General features: G+C 63.8%; 17 protein-coding genes and 1 pseudogene. 3 read left to right on the top strand and 15 right to left on the bottom strand.

The annotated features are described in order from the left end of the window. Window positions 1-300: pseudogene (locus tag GT748_RS12320) on the bottom strand (MobA/MobL family protein); the annotation flags it as partial. Window positions 301-558: 258 nt separating this feature from the next. Next, window positions 559-774, bottom strand: coding sequence for a helix-turn-helix domain-containing protein (locus tag GT748_RS12315; protein WP_073261055.1), 216 nt, complete (start codon window positions 772-774; stop codon window positions 559-561). A 182-nt stretch (window positions 775-956) separates the two neighbouring features. Between GT748_RS12315 and GT748_RS12310 the strand changes: the two genes are divergently transcribed. Further along, window positions 957-1,622: a helix-turn-helix domain-containing protein gene (locus GT748_RS12310; protein ID WP_044993585.1), complete on the top strand. Its 666-nt coding sequence runs from the start codon at window positions 957-959 to the stop codon at window positions 1,620-1,622. Window positions 1,623-1,731: 109 nt separating this feature from the next. Further along, entirely contained in the window at window positions 1,732-3,030 is a 1,299-nt protein-coding gene (locus GT748_RS12305) for a tyrosine-type recombinase/integrase (RefSeq protein WP_044991909.1), read from the top strand. Window positions 3,031-3,323: 293 nt separating this feature from the next. Here the strand turns inward: GT748_RS12305 and GT748_RS12300 are convergent, their stop codons facing one another. Then, the gene (locus tag GT748_RS12300; protein WP_021658292.1) at window positions 3,324-4,076 is read right to left on the bottom strand and encodes a MerR family transcriptional regulator; all 753 of its coding nucleotides are present in this window, start codon (window positions 4,074-4,076) and stop codon (window positions 3,324-3,326) included. Between the two features lie 216 nt (window positions 4,077-4,292). Here GT748_RS12300 and GT748_RS16040 point away from each other — a divergent pair, with 216 nt between their 5' ends. Then, entirely contained in the window at window positions 4,293-5,438 is a 1,146-nt protein-coding gene (locus tag GT748_RS16040) for a GGDEF domain-containing protein (protein ID WP_021658294.1), read from the top strand. 58 nt (window positions 5,439-5,496) lie between these two features. Here GT748_RS16040 and aspS read toward each other — a convergent pair whose 3' ends face one another. From aspS to GT748_RS12235, 12 genes are all read right to left on the bottom strand, one after another. Beyond that, complete coding sequence (gene aspS / locus GT748_RS12290; protein WP_021658295.1) at window positions 5,497-7,281, bottom strand: aspartate--tRNA ligase; 1,785 nt, start codon at window positions 7,279-7,281, stop codon at window positions 5,497-5,499. 12 nt (window positions 7,282-7,293) lie between these two features. Continuing rightward, window positions 7,294-8,550, bottom strand: coding sequence for a histidine--tRNA ligase (gene hisS / locus GT748_RS12285; protein WP_044991913.1), 1,257 nt, complete (start codon window positions 8,548-8,550; stop codon window positions 7,294-7,296). A 398-nt stretch (window positions 8,551-8,948) separates the two neighbouring features. Then, on the bottom strand, window positions 8,949-9,350 hold the full coding sequence (locus GT748_RS12280) for a methylglyoxal synthase (protein ID WP_021658297.1): 402 nt from the start codon (window positions 9,348-9,350) through the stop codon (window positions 8,949-8,951). Between the two features lie 26 nt (window positions 9,351-9,376). Beyond that, window positions 9,377-10,105, bottom strand: a complete 729-nt coding sequence (locus GT748_RS12275; RefSeq protein ID WP_021658298.1) for an AAA family ATPase — start codon at window positions 10,103-10,105, stop codon at window positions 9,377-9,379. Between the two features lie 149 nt (window positions 10,106-10,254). Further along, window positions 10,255-12,333, bottom strand: coding sequence for a penicillin-binding transpeptidase domain-containing protein (locus tag GT748_RS12270; protein ID WP_161213568.1), 2,079 nt, complete (start codon window positions 12,331-12,333; stop codon window positions 10,255-10,257). A 43-nt stretch (window positions 12,334-12,376) separates the two neighbouring features. Beyond that, on the bottom strand, window positions 12,377-12,895 hold the full coding sequence (mreD, locus tag GT748_RS12265) for a rod shape-determining protein MreD (RefSeq protein WP_021658300.1): 519 nt from the start codon (window positions 12,893-12,895) through the stop codon (window positions 12,377-12,379). Between the two features lie 63 nt (window positions 12,896-12,958). Continuing rightward, window positions 12,959-13,786: a rod shape-determining protein MreC gene (gene mreC, locus GT748_RS12260; protein ID WP_021658301.1), complete on the bottom strand. Its 828-nt coding sequence runs from the start codon at window positions 13,784-13,786 to the stop codon at window positions 12,959-12,961. A 160-nt stretch (window positions 13,787-13,946) separates the two neighbouring features. Next, window positions 13,947-14,966 (bottom strand): rod shape-determining protein, encoded by a 1,020-nt coding sequence (locus tag GT748_RS12255; RefSeq protein ID WP_021658302.1) that lies wholly within the window; start codon window positions 14,964-14,966, stop codon window positions 13,947-13,949. Between the two features lie 242 nt (window positions 14,967-15,208). Beyond that, window positions 15,209-15,793 (bottom strand): Maf family protein, encoded by a 585-nt coding sequence (locus GT748_RS12250; protein ID WP_021658303.1) that lies wholly within the window; start codon window positions 15,791-15,793, stop codon window positions 15,209-15,211. A 24-nt stretch (window positions 15,794-15,817) separates the two neighbouring features. Further along, window positions 15,818-16,267: a dUTP diphosphatase gene (dut, locus tag GT748_RS12245; protein WP_021658304.1), complete on the bottom strand. Its 450-nt coding sequence runs from the start codon at window positions 16,265-16,267 to the stop codon at window positions 15,818-15,820. Between the two features lie 28 nt (window positions 16,268-16,295). Continuing rightward, window positions 16,296-18,407, bottom strand: coding sequence for a U32 family peptidase (locus GT748_RS12240; protein ID WP_021658305.1), 2,112 nt, complete (start codon window positions 18,405-18,407; stop codon window positions 16,296-16,298). Next, window positions 18,407-18,751, bottom strand: a complete 345-nt coding sequence (locus tag GT748_RS12235) for a cell division protein ZapA (RefSeq protein WP_021658306.1) — start codon at window positions 18,749-18,751, stop codon at window positions 18,407-18,409. The genes GT748_RS12240 and GT748_RS12235 overlap by 1 nt, the downstream gene beginning before the upstream one ends. Between the last annotated feature and the right edge of the window lie 22 nt (window positions 18,752-18,773).

The raw sequence follows: 18,773 nt of genomic DNA, 5'->3' as shown, positions 1-18,773 counted from the left end.
ACCGTACCGCCTGCGGAACTCCTCTGTAAAGTCCGTGAGTACCTGCTGCGGCTCGTATTGCGTATAGATTTCGGGCAGGGCGATAATCAGCTCCCTCGCTTCGATACATTTACCCTCTGCGCCGCTTCTCTTAAACTCCTGCTGGCTTTCCCTTGCGAGATTGCTCCAAAAGGAATGGCCTGCGCCTGCGGTGCGGTAAACCGCATAGAGGTTTTCCTGTTTGGCGTGGCTTGTGATATACGATATTCTTCCCCTGACATTGGACAGCTTTGACATCTGGATAAAGCTGTGGCGTGCCATAAATCATCTCCGTTTCTGTTTGGTAAAATGCGTTCTCATTTTGCAACCGGCTTGCCGGCTGCGGCTGTCCCGACGGCATTGGACGGAGGAGCAGCCAAAGAAAATTGCACCGCAATTTTCTCTGTATCACAGCGGCGGCGGCAGCCCTGCAAGCTGTGATACAGGCTCCCCGCAGGGGCGAAATACCCTGAGTACAAACCGCAGGTTTGTGCGAGGGGTGTATTTCGCTCTCAAACGCCGAGGGCTTTGAGGACGGGTTTACTCCACCTTTCGGACATCATCGGGCTTCAGAAGATTTCTTCCCTGATTGACGGTCAGAAACCGTTTCAGCGTGTCCCTGCGGATAATGGTCTTGCGCCCCACTTTGAGGACGGGCAGCTTTCCCCATTCCACCAGCTTCCGCATGGTATTCCTGCCGATACCCGTACATTCCGCCGCTTCTTCTATGGTAAATCCCATTTTGACTGTGTTCATTCTCTCGACCTCCTTCCAAAATACTCATTTTGCAACTTCTGCATTGTTATTATACTTATTTTGCCATTGCTTGTCAACTTGTTTTAAGCCTATTCAATAAATTTTTATAAAGAAATGCGTAAAATAGGGTTGCAAAATCAATCCGTTTGTGCTATGATGGTACTCGTTAGGAGGTGAAAGCCTTGAATGAAAGGAAAATGCTTACCGCAAAAGAGGTAGGGCTGCGGATCAAGGAACGGAGAAACGAACTGAAAATCTCCATGCCCGAACTCGGCAGGCGTGTGGGCGTGAACAAGTCCACCATTCAGCGGTATGAAACAGACGGGGTAAATCCCACAAGAAGCATGGTCATCAACGGGCTTGCGGAAGCGCTGCTGACCACTCCCGAATGGCTGACCGGCCTTTCGGAAGAAAAAGAGTATTCCGTCCCGACACTCTGTGAAAACGAACTAACGGAGCACATCAGGAAGTATCTGGATACGGTTACTTCCGCCGTCAAAGGGGACGGGCACCAACAGCTTATGACAACCTTTCTCGGAAAGCTGATTGACCTCTACACAGTCCTGACCTGCTATTTCGCAGACGCTATGGCAGAGGTTGACTGTGTGGCAGAAGACGAAGGCTTGAAGCAATCGCTCAGGCGGTATGCGATTGACTCGGGAGCGATTACCGAACGGGTATACCGCAAGGAAATGGAACAGCCTATCGAAGATATGAAGCGATTTCTTGACGGGATTTTACATATCTATGATGAGGGGCGCACAAAGGTATCCATGGGCGACCTCTTCGGGATAGTGGCGGAAGCCGAAGCACGGCTGTCCGAAAAAGAAAATTCCGTGGCACCTTGACAAAAAAACAGGCCGGTTGAAACCAACCGGCTGAAGTGACACAACTTATTTTACGCACACCATATGTCACAGTCCCGATTGCCACGGATAGAAAGGAGAATTTTTATCTATGGCAAAAGGTTCTGTAAGGAAAAAAGGCAGGAAGTGGTATTACCGCTTTTATATCGAAGATGAAAGCGGCAGGCAGGTGCAGAAGGAGTTTGCGGGCACGGAGAGCAAGAGCGAAACGGAAGCCCTGCTCCGCAAGGCGATGGAAGATTACGAAGCCAAAAGGTTCGTAGGCAAGGCGGAGAACATCACCGTAGGCGAAATGCTGGATCTGTGGATTGAGGAAGATTTAAAGCCCAGCAGCCTGAGCAACGGGACGGTCATGGCGTACACGGCGGCGGTCAAAAAAATCAAGAAATACCCGATAGGCAGCCGAAAGCTAAAGACCGTAACGGCCGACCATTTGCAGGCGTTCATTGACTTTATGAGCTACGGCGGCACAAACCCGGACGGGACGACCTCTCCCCCAATGAGCAAGGGATATATGCTCCAGTTCTCTGCGGTGCTGCAAGGGGCGTTCCGCTTTGCGGTATTCCCGAAGCGGCTGATTACCTTCAACCCGATGCAGTATGTACGGCTGCGGGGACGGAAAGAGGAAGCGGACATCTTCTGCGGGGAGGAAGCCGAGGCGGTTTCCCGACCGACCATCACCCACGGGCAATACCTGAAGCTGACCGGCTTTCTGAAAGACAGGAAAAACCCTGCGCTGCTGCCCGTACAGATCGCCTACTACACGGGGCTTCGCATTGGCGAGGTCTGCGGCCTGACATGGCAGGACATCAATCTGGACGAGCAGTACTTGACGGTACGCCGCAGTATGCGGTACAACGGCACAAGGCACAAGACCGAAATAGGGACGACCAAGCGGAGCAAAGTCCGCACTGTGGACTTCTGCGACACGCTGGCGGAAATCCTGCGGGCGGCGAAGGTGGAGCAGCACAAAAACCGTTTCCAGTATGGGGAGCTTTACCACCTGAACTACTATACCGCAGTGAAGGAAAAAGACCGCAGTTACTACGAGGTTTACAGCCTGCCGAGGACGGCGGAAGTCCCCGAAGGGTACAAGGAATTATCCTTTGTCTGCGTCAGGCCGGACGGGATGTTTGAAAGCGCCGGGGCGGTCGGTCAGGTATGCCAGAAGGCGAGGAAACAGGTCGAGGGGCTTGAGGATTTCCACTTCCATATGCTGCGGCACACCTACACGAGCAACCTGCTGTCGGGCGGGGCAAAGCCCACCGATGTGCAGGAGCTGTTAGGACACTCCGATGTCAATACCACGATGTCCATTTACGCTCACGCTACAAGGGAAGCGAAGCGTACTTCCGCAAAGCTGCTGGACAAGGTAGTCGGCGGGGCATAAAAACTTTCCCTTGTTTCGGCTCGTAAGGGCAAAAACAAGGGAAAATACATGAAAACCGAGCATTGGACAGGCGAAATGCCTTGTAATCTCAATGGTTTTAGGAATTTTGAGTTTTTAATCTCAATTCCCGTTTATTTCTCGCTTCGCCTGCTGCCTGGCTCTAAAATTTCTTTATTCTCCCCGGTCCAGTCGGGGACTGTCGGCTGTCGTTTCGCGAAAGGACAGCAAGGGAGAAAGAGAGGGCGCTTTGCACAGCGGCGAAGCGCCCTCTCTTATTCTAGGCGATCCGGCAGTTACCGGGTCTTGGCGGCAATGCACCGGGCCACAAAGGCGGCGGTGCCTGCGCCGGCTTTGTCCATGCTCTCGGCAAAGCGGGGGTCGGCGGTGTACATCTCGCCCAGGCTGGCCAGTATCTCGTCGGTACAGGGGTAGTAGTGCGCGGTGATGAAGTCCTGCCAGCGCTGCACCGTGGCGGCGGCCTCCGGGCTGTCGGGGGTGGCGCCCTCTGCCATCAGCTGGGAGAAGGCGGCGAAAATCGCCTCCATCTCCCCTGTGAGGACGGCCCAGTCGTCGGGGGTGTAGGCGGCAGTGCGCCGCTGGCTCTCCCGGTAGGCGTCGGTATCGCCCCAGCGGGCGTGTGCTTCCTCGCGATAGGCCTCTTTGGCCCGATCGATTTTGTCCATTGAAAATTCCTCCAAACTGGGGGAGGCATCCCCCTCCACCGCCCGATCCAGCAGGGCGAGCAGCCCGTCCAGCCGCTGCCGCTTGAGCAGTAGCAGCTCCCGCTGGCGGCGCATAGCCTCCTTTCGGTCATAGGCGGGGTGGTCCAGAATGGCGGCGATCTCGCCGAGGGGAAAGCCCAGCTCCCGCAAAAAGAGGATCTCCTGCAGCCGTTCCCGTTCGGCCTGTCCGTAGAGCCGGTAGCCCGCCTCGGTCTTCAGGCCGGGGCGCAGCAGGCCGATGCGGTCGTAGTGGTGCAGGGTGCGCGCCGTGATTCCCGCCTGTCGGGCCACCTGGGCCACCGTCCACAGAGTTTCTCCCTCCATCCTGTATCTGCCTCCTTGTCGCTGTTCTGTCTTGACCGGTCTGGCTTTAGCATACCCTATGACGTAGGGGCAAGGTCAAGGGGGTGGCTAAAAAAATTTTTCAAAACCATCCCTGTGGCGGCGGGGTGGATTGCGCGGCGGTGGACAGTGGCGGTATAATGGTAAAATAAAGGGGTCTCGGGCAAGCGCCCGAGAGAGGCGAAAGGGGGGAGACCGGTGAGGATCGACTGCAGCATCGCCCTGGACGTTCTGTCCATGGCCAACCTCTCCATCCTGCTGTTTGGCCTGCGGGGGAGGGAGAGGGGCGACAGGGCAAACCGCGCTTACTTCCAGATCGTTTTGCTGGTGCTGGCCTTTTTGGCACTGGACGTGGCCTATCTGGCCCTCTACGGCCGCCCCTGGGCGCGCGTTGCCATCGCCGCAGTCAAAAGTGCCTACTTTGTGGTGAACGCCGCCATCGTCTGGACCTGGGCGCGCTTTGTGCTGCACACCCTCTTCCCCGGCACGGCGGACGGGCACTCTGCCCTCTACACCGCCCTCTTTGCCGCGGATGCGGCCATCGTCTTGGTCAACTGCTTTTGCGGGTGGATGTTCTCCATCTCGGAGGAGGGGACCATCGTCATCGGCTATGCGGCGATGTGGGCCTTCACCCTCCTCAACTACCTCTCCATCGCCGCGGTGATGCTGCTCCTTTACAGAAGCCGCAACTGGGTCAAGCGGGAGACCCTCCTCCCCTTCCTCCTCTTCCCCGTCCTCCCCCTCTGCGCGGAACTGGTGCAGATCGCCGTTCGGAGCGTCTCCCTCATCTGCACCTACGCCCTCTCCACCCTCATGCTCTACCAGGTCTCCCAGGGCAGTCTGATCTACACCGACGCCCTCACCGGCCTGGGCAACCGGCGACTGCTGGACGAATACCTGGGCCGCTGGTTTGACGGCGCCGGCTCGGGGAAGGTCTGTGGGGTGATGATCGACCTGGATGGGCTCAAGGCCATCAACGACACCTGCGGGCACCTGTGCGGCGACCAGATGCTGGTGCGGATGGCAGAGGTCATCCGCCGGAGCGAGCGCAAGGGGATGGTGGCCACCCGGTACGGGGGCGATGAGTTTGTCGTGGTCTGGCGGGACGGAGAGGAGCGGGCAGAGGGGCTGCTCCGCCGGTTGGAGCAGGCCCGGGCCGCCCTCAACAGCCAGCCCGGAGGGGGCGGGCAGCTCTCCTTCAGCACCGGCTCCCTCTGCTGTGAGAGGGAGGGGATGGGCGCAGGCGATTTTTTGCGGCGCTTGGACGAGGAGATGTACCGGGTCAAAAACGCCAAAAAGCAGGGGTGCGCCCCTTCCGAAGCCGATTTCCCCCGCCCCAATTGAAGAAAGAGAAAAAAGAGTGCCGGCATCCGGCACACTTTTTTTGGTTGGCAGGGGAGAGTTATTCGGGCTGCACCAGAGCGATGGAGAGCTCCTCCAACTGGCTGGGGTCCACCACGTCGGGGGCGCCGCTCATCAGCTCGCTAGCGTTTTGCACCTTGGGGAAGGCGATGACGTCGCGGATGGAGGACTTGCCCAGCATCAGCATCACCAGCCGGTCGAGGCCGTAGGCCATGCCGCCGTGGGGGGGAACGCCGTAGGAGAAGGCGTCGATGAGGAAGCCGAAGCGGCGGTGCGCCTCCTCCTCGGTGAAGCCCAGGGCCGCAAACATCCGGTCCTGCAGTGCGGGGTCGGAGATGCGGATGGAGCCGCCGCCCACCTCGCAGCCGTTGAGCACCATGTCGTAGGCGCGGGCCCGGGCGTGGGCGGGGTCGCTCTCGATCTTGTCCACGTCCTCCAGAGCGGGGGCGGTGAAGGGGTGGTGTTTGGCCACATAGCGGTCCTCCTCCTCGCTGTACTCGAAGAGGGGGAAGTCGGTGACCCAAAGGAAGTCAAAGCGATTGGGGTCGATGAGGCCGTGTTTCTCGGCCAGTTCGCAGCGCAGGGCGCCCAGGGCGGTCTGCACCGTCTCCTCGCTCTGGTCGGCCACCACCAGCAGCACGTCCCCGGGCTGCAGATCGGCCGCCTGGCGGACAGCCGCCACCTCCTCCTCGGTGAGGAACTTCTCAAAGCTGGAACTGGCGGTGCCGTCCTCCCCCAGCCGGGTGAAGGCGAGGCCCTTGGCCCGATAGGTCTTGACAAAGTCGGTCAGCTTGTCGATCTGCTTGCGGCTCAGCTCGCCGTAGAGGCCCTTGGCGTTGATGGCCATCACCCGGCCGCCGGCCTCCAGCGCGCCGGAGAAGACCTTGAAGGTGCAGTCCTTCAGCGCCCCGCCCAAATCGCACAGCTCCATCCCAAAGCGGGTGTCGGGCTTGTCGCTGCCAAAGCGCTCCATGGCCTCGCGGTAGGGCATCCGCAGGAAGGGGGTCGGGATGTCCCGGCCCAGGATCTCCTGAAAGACGTACTTCATAAAGCCCTCGTTGACCGACATGACGTCGTCCTCCTCGACAAAGGACATCTCCAAATCGATCTGGGTGAACTCGGGCTGCCGGTCGGCCCGCAGGTCCTCATCCCGGAAGCACTTGACCACCTGCATGTAGCGGTCAAAGCCCGAGAGCATCAGCAGCTGCTTGTACATCTGAGGGGACTGGGGCAGGGCGTAAAAGGCGCCGGGGTGCACCCGGCTGGGCACCAGGTAGTCCCGCGCCCCCTCGGGGGTGGATTTGATGAGCATGGGGGTCTCGATCTCCAAAAAGTCGTTGCGGTCAAAGTAGTCCCGCGCGGCCTTGACGATCTTGTGGCGGGCCAGCAGGGGGGCCATCACCTCGGGGCGGCGCAGGTCCAGGTAGCGGTAGCGCAGCCGCACCTCGTCCTTGACGTTGATGGAGTCGTTGATTTCAAAGGGCGGGGTCTTGGCTTTGGCCAGCACCCGCAACTCGGTGACGTAGATCTCGATGTCGCCGTTTTTCAGGTCGGGGTTCTTGCTCTCCCGCTCCCGCACGGTGCCGGTGACGGCCAGCACAAATTCCGCCCGGGCGGAGAAGGCCTTTTCAAAGATGGCGCGGTCGGTGCCGTCGTCAAAGGCCAACTGGACAATGCCGGTGCGGTCGCGCAGGTCGATAAAGATCAGGTTGCCCAGGTCCCGCTGTTTCTGCACCCAGCCGCAGACACTCGCCTGCTGGCCGATCTGGGCGGCGGTGACTTCGCCGCAGTAACTGGTCCTCTTAAAGCCGTGAATGGTCTCCATCAGCAATTCCTCCTATTTTTCACACAGCAGGGCGGGCAGGGCCTCCAGGGTGGTCTCCTCCACCTGGCCGTCGTCCATCCGCTTCAGTTTGATCTGCCCGGTCTTGACCTCGTCGTCCCCCAACACCACCGTGTAGCGGGCGCCCAGCTTGTCGGCGTACTTCATCTGCGCCTTCAGGCTGCGGCCCTGCACGTCGCTCTCGGCGTGCAGCCCGGCCCGGCGCAGCCGCAGGGCCAGTTTCTGCGCCTCCACCGAGGCGCCCTGGCCGATGGAGGCCAGGAAGATGTCGCAGGCGGGGGGCTCGCCCAGGGAGGCGCCGTCGTTTTCCATCACCGCCAGCAGCCGCTGCAGCCCCACCGCAAAGCCGATGGCCGGGGTGGAGGGGCCGCCCAGGGTCTCCAGCAGGCCGTCGTAGCGACCGCCGCCGCAGACGGTGCCCTGGGCGCCGATGGAGGTGGAGACAAACTCAAAGACCGTCTTGGTGTAGTAGTCCAGCCCGCGAACGATCTGGGGGTTGACGGTGAAGGGGATGTCCATGGCCGTCAGCCGCTCCTTGAGGGAGGCGAAGTGGTCGGCGCACTCGCCGCAGAGGTTGTCGATCCCCAGCGGCGCACCCTTGGCCACCTCTTTGCAGCTGTCGTTTTTGCAGTCGAGGATGCGCAGGGGGTTTTTCTCCAGCCGCTCCCGGCAGGTGGGACAGAGGGAGTCGATGTGCTGGGCGAAATAGGCCCGCAGTTTTTCGTGGTAGGCGGGCCGGCAGTTGGGACAGCCGATGGAGTTGAGCTCCAGGGCGATGTCAGAGATGCCCAGGGTGGTGAAGATGTCGGCCACCAGGGCGATCACCTCGGCGTCCACCGCCGGGTCCTGGCTGCCGAACACCTCGGCCCCGAACTGGCGGAACTCGCGGAAGCGGCCCGCCTGGGGTTTTTCGTAGCGAAAACAGTTGATGAGATAGCTCAGCTTCAGGGGGAGGGGGTTGTTGAGCAGGCCGTGTTCCAGCACGCAGCGGGCGACCCCGGCGGTCCCTTCCGGCCGCAGGGTGATGGAGCGGCTCCCCTTGTCCTGAAAGGTGTACATCTCCTTTTGCACGATGTCGGTGGTGTCGCCCACCCCCCGGTCGAAGAGGCCGGTGTGCTCAAAGGTGGGGGTGCGCACTTCCGAGAAGCCGTAGCGGCGGGCCAGGTCCATCAGCTTGCCCTCGATGAAGTGCCACTTGTAACTCTCCTGTGGCAGCACGTCCTGGGTGCCGCGGGGGGCGGTGGTGATCAGTTTTGCCATGTTGGTTTCCTTCCTTTCTCACGGGCGGTTTGATGGGGCGGACGAAACATAAAAAGAACCCCATCCCCAAAGGGACGAGGTTCGTACTCGCGGTGCCACCCTTGTTGGAGGGGGTACTCTGTGCGCCCTCTCCCACTCGAGACCCGGTAACGGGGGTCAAGCGGGCCCCCCTCTCGCCGTGGGCGATTGCGGGGAACCGGCTCCCAGGACGTCGTTCAGCGCGGCGGCCCGGTCCCCCTTGCAGCCGGTGGAGGGACTCTCTCGGCGGGCGTGATCGCGCCTACTGCTCCTGTTCGCAGCCATTTTTCTGTCGGTTTTCAGTATAATCCAAACCCCGCAAAAGCACAAGGCCCCGGGGCAAAAAAAGCGGTTTCTTGCCGGGGAAAGGCCTATTTGGGGTTGACGATGTTGCGCCAGTCCAGATCGCCCCGGTCCAGGCCGTGGATCAGCACCTCGGCGGTGGCCATGTTGGTGGCGACCGGGATGTTGTGCACGTCGCAGAGCCGGAAGAGGTTGTCGTCCCCCTCCCTGTTCTTGCGCTGGGTGATGGAGTCGCGGAAGAACAGCACCAGGTCGATCTCGTTGGAGGCGACCAGCGCTGCGATCTGCTGCTGGCCCCCCTGGGCCCCGGCCAGATACTTCTGGATGGGCAGGCCGGTGGCCTCTGCCACCAGGCGGCCGGTGGTGCCGGTGGCACAGATGTCGTGGCGGCTCAAGATCCCGCAGTAGGCGATACAGAACTGAACCATCAGTTCTTTTTTGGAGTCGTTTGCGATGAGCGCTATGTTCAAAGTAGACCCTCCCGTCTATTTATTCTCTACTGTACTGCCAGGGGGACCTGCTCCCCTTCCAACCGCCTGGCGATGTTCGCAAAGGCGGTGGCGGCCTCCCCCTCCGGCAGGGCGCGGCCGGACACGGCCGCCAGGTGCAGGGCGGTGCTCTCGGGCAACACCCCCAACAGCCGGGCCCCCACAGTGTCGATGACCTCGTCCAGGTCGGAGATGGGGCCCCGCGCCACGGCCTTGGCGTCCACCCGGTTGATGATGAGGCGGCGGGTGATGCCGGCCTCCGCCAGCAGGTCGCAGACCACACCCCCGTCCCGCGCGGAAATGGGGTCGGGGGTGGCGACGATCAGCGCCGAGCGGGCGGCGGTACAGCCCACCTTGAAGCCGTAGCCGATGCCTGCGGGCGCGTCCAAAAAGGTGTAGTCGTAAAACCGGTCCAGCCCCTGGCAGAGCCAGGCCAGCCGGTGGGGCTCGATGCGGTCCTCCGGGGAGAAGGGGGCGCAGAGAAGCTGCAGGTTTTTGCAGAGGGGGGAGGAGACGATGGCCTCGCTCGGCTTGACCCGGCCGGCCGTCACGTCCCCCAGGTGGTAGACCGTCTGCTCGGAGATGCCGGCGATCACGTCCAAAGAGCGCAGGCCGGTGTCCAGCTCGATGATGAGGACCTTTCGCCCCCGCAGGGCGAGGGTCAGCCCGGTGTAAAACGAGACGGTGGATTTCCCCACCCCGCCCTTGCCGGAGGTGACCAGCATCAGTTCTCCCATCGCTTCCCTGTCCTTTTTGCCATAAAATTATAGTTTTTGCCCAATTTTTTCAAGAAAAGCCCTATTAGCATTGTAGCATAGCGAAATTGGTTCCGTCAAATTTTTCTGCGCGCCCCCTAAAAAAGGGGACCGCCTGCCGGACTCCCCGGTCAGCCCTGGGGCTGCTGGGGGTCGGCGGCAGGGGCGCCCTCCTGCCCGTCTGCGGCGCTCTCCTCTTCCGGGGGAAAGAAGTAGGCGTTCATGATGTCCCGTGCCAGGGTGGGCAGATAGACGCTGTCGCCGCCGTGCTCGATGATGATGCAGACGGCGATCTCGGGGTCGCCCACCGGCCCGAAACAGATGAACACGGCGTTGGGACTGCCGCCGGGCACCTGGGGGGTACCGGTCTTGGCGCCCACCGTATAGGTGTAGTTGGCAAAGCCGGAGCGGCCGCTGCCCACCTTTGCCACGGCCACCATCCCGGCCTCAACGGCGGCAAAGTCCTCTTCCGAAACGTCCACTTTGGTGGACTGAACGGGGGTCTCGTAGACCGTTTCGCTGCCGTCGTGCCGCTCAATGCTCTTGACTACATGGGGGGTGTAGTGGGTGCCGTGGTTGGCGATGGTGGCGGCGTAGTTGGCCAGCTGCAGCGGGGTGACGGTGGTGTAGCCCTGGCCGATACCGGCCTGGATCACGTCGCCTGGGCCCCACTTCTCGGTGGGGTTGAGCTGGGATTTGACGTCGGGGCTGGAGATCTGGCCGGAGGATTCGGCCAGTTCGACCCCGGTCTTGACCCCCAGGCCCAACTGGTTGGCGATCTTGCCGATGGGGTCGATCCCCACCCGGCGGGCCACGTCGTAAAAGTAGATGTTGCAGGAGACCTGCAGCGCCCTCGTCAGGCTGATGTTCCCGTGGGTGCCGAGGCACTGGGGCTGGTAGTCGCTGTAATAGGTGTAGACGTGGCCGCAGTAGACGGTGGAGGAGGGGGTGATGGTCCCCTCGCTGAGCCCCGCCAGGGCCACTGCGGGCTTGAAGACCGAGCCGGGGGTGTAGGTGCCCTTAAAGGCCCGGTTGTAGAGGGGGCGGCGGCTGTCCTCCAGCAGTTCGGTGTAGTTTTTTTGAAAGGTGTTCACGTCGTAGGTGGGGGAGTTGACGGCCGCCAGGATCTCGCCGGTGCGGGTGTCGATGACCACGGCGGTGCCGGCGTTGGCGTCCCGCCCCTTGTCCACCCCCTTGGTGGCGGCGATCTCCTTGATTTTGGCGTCCAGCAGCTCCTGCACGGTGGCCTGCAGCCGGGCGTCGATGGTGAGGCGGACGGTGTTGCCGGCCACCGGCTGCTGCACCTCCTCCGCCGAGAGGATGTTGCCCTGTTTGTCCCGGGAGACCTGGGTCTTGCCCGGGGTGCCCTTTAGATAGGACTCGTAGAGCTTTTCAACGCCGTCTTTGCCCACGGTGGCGTTGAGCTTGTACCCCTGCTGGGAGAGCTCGGTGTACTCCTCGGCGGAGATGGGGCCGATGTAGCCCAGCAGGTGGGGGGCCAGGGTCCCATTGGGGTATTCCCGCACCGTGTCCTCGACGATGTCCACCCCGGGGTAGGTGACGTTTTTCTCCTGCACCATGGTGACGGTGGTCATGGACACGTCTTCGGCAAAGGTGTAGGGGGTGCCGTTGGAGTAGCCCCGCTCCACCATCTCGTAGCGCACCCCGGCGATCTTGCGGGCGGTGGCCCGGTCGTACTCCTGCAGGTCGTAAGTGTCGATGAGTTTGTCCATCACGTTCTCGGCGGTGGCGTAGACGTTGAGGTTGTTCTGCCGCTTGACCTTGGCGATGGTGGCTTCCACCTTTTCGTCGGAGGGCTGGTCCTCCCCGTCGGGCACCTGGTAAGGGGCAAAGGCGAAGGGTTCGGCGAGGGTGATGGGGAGGGTGTCGTTCCAGCTGTCGCCGTTTTGCTCCAAGATCTCGATCATGGCGAGGATGGTGGCGTTGAGCTGGTCGGCGGGCAGGTAGAGGCGGTTGAACTGCACGTTGAAGCACATGCGGTTGCGCGCCAAAGCCACGCCGTTGCGGTCGACGATCTCCCCCCGCGCCGCCTCGGTGGTGTTGGTGTAGACCGAGGTGGAGCGGTTGAGCTCGGCGTACTCCGCCCCCCTGACGATCTGGGTCTTAAACAGGGAGACCGAAAAGAGCCCCCCCACGAGAAGGATGAGGATGGCCAGGTAAAAGAGGCGGTTTTTCAGCAGGTTTCGCAAGGAAGGTCCCTCCTTTTCGGCGCGCCCGGCGGGCAGGCGGGGCTTACTCCTCCACGGCGTAGCGGCGGGCGATCCGCCGTGCCAGCCAGAAGAGGGGCGGGCAGTAGACCAGGGTGTACCCGGCCATGGGCAGCAGGGTGTGCAGCAGCAGGTAGAGGCTGCCCCCCTGGTAGAAAATCAAGAAGTTGAAGAGGTAGTCCAGCCCCACCGCCACCAGCAGGGCGGCGGCACAGGCGAGGGTGAAGTTGACGGTGTTCTGCCGGATCCAGAAGAGGAAACAGAAGCTGACCGCCACGCAGAGAACGCAGAGGATGATCCCGAAAAAACCCGAGATGCGGGAGGCGGACAGGTCCCACATCAACCCGGCCAGGGCGCCGAAGATGGCGCCCGCCAGCTCGTTTTCGAGGATGGCCACCGCCAGGCAGACCGGCACCACCAGCACCGGCTGGATGGAGCCGATGGCCAGCAGCCCCGGCGTAGTCTGCACGATGTAGCAGAAAAAGAGCAGCAAGGCGTAAAAGAGCCACTTGAGAAAGCGCTCTTTCCCCTTTTTGGTGGGCATCTCTCGCCCCCCTTTCCCTTCACAAATCGGTGATCTTGCAGGCGGTTTTGTCCGGCGGCGGAATCAGTAGGCCTTGACCACCATCACCGAGGTCACCTCCGACGGGTCGACCGCCGGCTGCACCACCGCGTATTTGGAGATGCCGGAGGACTCCATCTGCACCTCCAGCACGGTGCCGATGAGCAGGTCGGCCGGATAGGTGCCCCCCAGATCCGAGCTCATCACCAGTTCGCCCTCCTTCACCTCTGAGGTGGGGGCCAGGTAACGCAGCTTGGTCTTCCCCTCCTGGGCGAGGGCCACATCCCCCTCTACCATGCCGGGGTCCCGGCTGGCGGTGGCGGTGGCCCCCACCTTGAAGGCCGGGTCCAGCAGGGTGGTGACCACCGCGTAGTTGGGCCCCACCTCGCTGATGATCCCCACCATCCCCGCCTGGGTGATGACCGGGTCCTGCAGGGCAATGCCCTGGTCGCTGCCCCGGTCGATTTTAAAGGAGTAGAAGCGGCTGCTGGAATCCCGGGCGATGACGCTGGCCGCCTCCATCTCAAAGGTGGGGTGCTCCTCCTGGATCTGCAGCATCTCCCGGTAGGTCTCGTTCTCGCTCTTGTAGCGGTCCAGGTCGGCCAGCTGCCCCTGCAGCTGGCGCACCTGCTGCTGGAGCTGGGTGTTCTCCTCCAGCAGCTCGTCGGCCAGGGTCAGCCGGTCAAAGAAGCCGCCGAACCAGCCGGTCACCGCAGAGGAGACGGCCTGAAAGGGGGTGGAGACAAAGCCGATGGCCTTGCTCGCCACCGAGCTGAGGGTGCCGCTGTACGCGGCCTGGATCATAAAGCCCAACAGAAGGGCCAAAACGCAGAGGATTACCTTGAAGCGGGTGGTCTTGAAGAAGTCACGCATGGCCTTCCCTCCTACCGACGGGTTGTGGAAAACGGTCTAAAATAGGCGGGCCGACAGCGGGCGCTCGTCGCCCTGGCCGCCATTTCCCGCCTATCCGTTTACATGGGTTGCCGGATCGCCGATCCGCGGCGGCCCCTTCCCTCAAAGGGGGCGCGCCCAATCAGTAGCTGCTGTCGCCGTCGTCGGACAGCACTTCTTTGAGCAGATCCAGGTTTTCCAGCACCTTGCCGGTCCCCTCGGCCACGCAGTCCAGGGGGTTTTCGGCAATGTGCACCGGCATCCCGGTCTCCCGGGTCACCAGTTCGTCCAGCCCCCGCAGCAGCGCGCCGCCGCCGGTCAGGGTGATGCCGTGGTCGATGATGTCGGAGGCCAGCTCGGGAGGGGTCTTTTCCAGGGTGGTCTTGATGGCGTCCACCACCTCCTGCAGGGGGGCGGCCAGGGCCTCGCGCACCTCTTTGGCGCTCAGGGAGATGTTCTTGGGCAGCCCGTCGGCCAGGTCGCGGCCCTTGATCTCCACCTCGCCCTCCCCCTCGTAGGAAGAGGCCGAGCCGATCTCGATTTTGATCATCTCGGCGGTGCGCTCGCCGATGAGCAGGTTGTAGGCCCGCTTGACGTAGTTGATGATGGAGGAGTCGAACTCGTCCCCGCCCACCCGGACGGATTTGGCCGAGACGATGCCCCCCAGGGAGATGACGGCCACCTCGCTGGTGCCGCCGCCGATGTCCACCACCATGCTGCCCATGGCCTCGGCCACCGGCAGCCCGGCGCCGATGGCGGCCGCCATCGGCTCCTCGATCACCGACACCTGCTTGGCGCCGGCCTTGAGGGCGGCTTCCCGCACGGCACGGCGCTCCACCGCGGTGACGCCGGAGGGGATGCAGATGATGATGCGGGGGCGGGCGAACATCTTGCCGTTAAAGACCTTTTTGATGAAGATCTGCAGCATGCTGGTGGTGATGTCAAAGTCGGCGATGACGCCGTCTTTGAGCGGGCGCACGGCCACAATGGAGCCGGGGGTCCGGCCGATGACGTCTTTGGCCTCCTGTCCGACGAAGCGGACAGTGTCGGTCTTTTTGTCCACGGCGACCACCGAGGGCTCCCGCATGATGATCCCCTTGCCCCGCATGAAGACGAGGGTGTTGGCGGTGCCCAGGTCGATGCCGATATCGCGTGAAAACATGGAAATACCCCTTTCAAAGCGCGCGCCGAAGAGTGCGGGCGGGCGCCTGATGTTGTCAAAAAAATTGGTTCTCCCTGCCAAAATGCAGGCAGGCCATATCTTTTCCTATTATAAACGCTGGCCGGGCAAACCTCAACTGAATTTTATGAAGATTTTCCAACAATTTGGCCCTGCCGGTCCCTTTTTCCCAGAGAGAATGCCCCGGTTGGGCAGCCGGCAAGCGGCCGGGGGCAAAAATCTGCTTATTTTGGCGCGGGCAGCTCCTGCAGCGCCTGGGAGAGGTGGGCCACCGGCAGCCCCAGCACGGTGAAGTAATCCCCCTCCACCCGCCGGCAAAAGGCCGCCGCCGCCCCCTGGATGCCGTAGGCCCCGGCCTTGTCGAAGGGCTCGCCGGTGGCCAGGTACCGCTCGATCTCCCAGTCGGCCAGGGGGCGGAAGGTCACCCGGCAGCTCTCCACAAACGAGCGGTCCTCCCCCTGTTGCAGCAGGCAGACCCCGGTGTGCACCCAGTGGTCCCGCCCCGAGAGGGCGCGCAGCATGGCGCGGGCCTCCTCCTCGCCGTGGGGTTTGCCCAGGGCCCTGCCGTCGAGGTCCACCAGGGTGTCGCAGCCCAGGACGGTGTGGCCGCCCTCCAGCTCGTCCAGCACCGTCTGGGCCTTGATGCGGGCCAGGTGGGCCACCGCCTCCTGCGGGGGCATGGGGCGGGGCAGGGTCTCGTCGGCCCCGCTGACGCGGACGGCAAAGTCGTCGGTGATCAGGTGCAGGTACTCCTGCCGCCGGGGCGAGGAGGAGGCCAGCACCAGGTGCAGGTGTTTGCAGTCGTACATCCCGTTCTCCTCTCTCACGGCGCCCTAGCGCTTTCCAGTGGAGCCGAAGCGCCCTTCGCCCCGGCCGGTGGCCGCCAGCTCCTCCACCTCCTGGATGGGGGGGGTGAAGATGGGGGTCAGCACCAGCTGGGCGATGCGGTCCCCGTGGCGGATGATGTAGGGGGTGTCAAAGGTGTTTTGCAGCGAGACCAGCAGCTCGCCGGTGTAGTCGGCGTCGATGACCCCCACGCAGTTGGTGGGCACCACCCCGTGGCGGACGGCCAGCCCGCTGCGGGCGTAGATGAGCCCCACCATCTGGCCGTGGGGCATCCCCACGGCGATCCCGGTGGGGAAGATGTGGGCCTGGCCGGGCGCAAGGGTGATCTCCCCCTCCTCGGGCAGGCAGGCGCACAGGTCGTACCCGGCGCTGGATTCGGTGGCGCGGCGGGGGAGGTTTGCCCCCTCCCGCAGCCGTTTGATCTGCAACTTGTCCAATGGCTTCTCTCCTCGCTTGTGGCGGGCGCTAGACCGCCCGGAAATAGAGCCCCCGGGTGTACCCGCCCTGGGGGGTGCTGCGCTGTCCGGCAGCGTAGCGGCGGATGGTGGGGGCGATCTCCCCCGGGGCCTCGACGGTGAACCAGAGCAGCTCGCTGTCGGCCAGGGCCAGGGCGTCCCGCCGGTCGCCCATGTCCAGGGGAAGGCAGTTGAGCAGCTGCGACCAGCCCCCCTGGCACAGCAGGGGGAAGAGGCGGCCGGTGCGGTCCACCACCCCGCCGGTCCGGCGGCAGGCGGCGCAGCCGCCCCGGTTTTGCAGGGGGCAGGCCCGCAGGTTCATCACCGGCAGCCGCCCGTAACCCAGGGCCCGCAGAAAGACCGTCTGGGGGAACTGGGCGATTTCGGCGGCCTGCACCTCGGGCGAGAGGGTCGCCCGCACGGCCCCCATCCCCTGCAGGGCGAGGGCGGCGGGGCCGGAGAAACAGCTCAGCCCCGGGCCGGCCGTCACCTCTGGCCCGCAGCCGCGCAGCAGTTCCAGGTGGGCCAGGTTGTCCCCCTCGACCCGGGGCAGGCCCCGGGCCGCCCAGCGGCGGGCCCGCTGGGCCTCCTCCCCCTCGCCGGTGAAGAGGAGCCGGGGCAGGCAGCCGGTGAGTTTGGGCAGCAGCTCGTCCAGGAAGGGGGCCAGCCGCCGGTCCTCCAGCGCCCGCAGGGGGAGAAGGATCTCGTCCAGCAGGGGCCAGGCCTCCCTCGCCGCCAACAGCTGCTCCACCGACTCGAACCGGGCGGCCAACTGCCGCCGGGCCGGGCGCCCCCTGCGGCAGGCGGGCAGGTCCACCGGGCACTCCCGCCGCGCGGGAGCCGGTGCGGCGCAGCGCTCGGCCAGCTCCCCGTAGACCTGCCGGCGCAGGGCGTTGCAGGCCGAGACGGGCACAAAGAGCCCCTCCTCCACCTGGCAGTCGCCCTCGGCCAGGGAAAAGGGGGTGTCGCCAGTCTTTTCCAGGCAGCGCAGCAGGGCCTCCCGCCCGGTGGGCTTGGCTTTTGCCTCCTGGGCGGGAATCGAGCCCTGGGCCTGCGCCTCCCCACAGCGGGCGGTCAGGGTGAGCCCCTCCCCCCGGCGCAGGGTGAAGCGGGCGTGCAGGGGCAGCTTGTCCCCCCGTTCCCGCCGGGGGAAGAGGGGCTCGGCCGCCAGCCGGGAGAGAGCCTTTTGGCTGGCCCTGGCGTCGGCCTCTCGCCGGTGGCCGAACATCTGCGGCCCGATGGCGCCGGTCAGGTAGCCGTCGGTGAACCCGCTGCGGGAGAAGAGGTCTTGCAGCAGGGCCTTGTCATACCCCTGCCCCGCCCGGGCGCGCCAGACGGCGGCGGTGACCTGCCCCACGTACTCCGGCCGCTTGAGCCGCCCCTCGATCTTCACCGAGGCGACCCCCAGCGCCTGTAGCTGGGGGAGGTGGTCGATGCCGCAGAGGTCCTTCAGGCTCAAATCGTAGCGGTCGCAGGCCCCTCCGGGGAGGGCGGACGCCTCCTCCGGTGAGGAGACGGCGCAGAAGGGCAGCCGGCAGGTGCCCGCGCAGTCCCCCCGGTTGCCCGAGCGCCCGCCGATGACGGCGCTCATCAGGCACTGGCCCGAAACCGACATGCACAGCGCCCCGTGGATAAAGACCTCCAGCTCCAGCGCCCCCTCCCGGGCGATGGCGGCGATCTCCTTTAAAGAGAGTTCCCGCGCCAGGATGGCGCGGGAAAATCCCAGCCGCGCCAACTGCCGCGCCCCGGCCGGGGAGTGGATGCTCATCTGGGTGGAGCCGTGCAGGGGCAGGTCGGGGAAGGCCCGGCGCACCAGGGAGACGAGCCCCAGGTCCTGCACGATGAGGGCGTCGATCCCCGCCCGGTAGGCCTGGCGCACCACCTCCAGGGCCTGGGGCAGCTCGCTCTGGCGCAGCAGGGTGTTCAGGGCCAGGTAGACCTTGACCCCCCGCCCGTGGCAGTCGTCCACCGTGCGGCCCAGCTCCTCCTCGTCAAAGTTCTGGGCGCCACTGCGGGCGCTGAACTGCTTGGCCCCCAGGTAGATGGCGTCGGCCCCGTTGAGGATGGCCGCCCGGGCCTGGGCGGGCCCCCCGGCGGGGGCGAGGATCTCGATGGGCGCCATCACTGGATGTCCAGCCGGGTCTTGAGGGAGGCGATCTCCCGCTTGAGCCGCTCGATCTCCCGCTTCTGCTCCTCGCACTCGATGCGGGCCTTGGCCGCATCCTCCAAATAGTCCTTGATCTGCAGCCGCATGTTGTCGGTGCTCTCCTGGGCCTTGACGCTCTCGTCCAGGTGGTCCAGCGCCGCCAGCACCGCGGCGGTCATCACCGAGATGCGGGGGTTTTGCGCCATTATCTTCTTCAGCTCGGCGTCCAGCTTCCGGGCCAAGTTCAGCACGTACTCCTCGTCCTCGTTCCCGGCGATCACGTAGTCAATGCCGCAGATGGTGATTTTGACTTTGTTCATTGCCCGTCTCCTCCTTGTTGCG

The sequence above is a fragment of the Bittarella massiliensis (ex Durand et al. 2017) genome (assembly GCF_009876955.1).
GTDB lineage: Bacteria > Bacillota > Clostridia > Oscillospirales > Ruminococcaceae > Bittarella > Bittarella massiliensis.
Note: the sequence above shows the minus strand (reverse complement) of the source record. Positions and strands in the feature narration are given on the sequence as shown.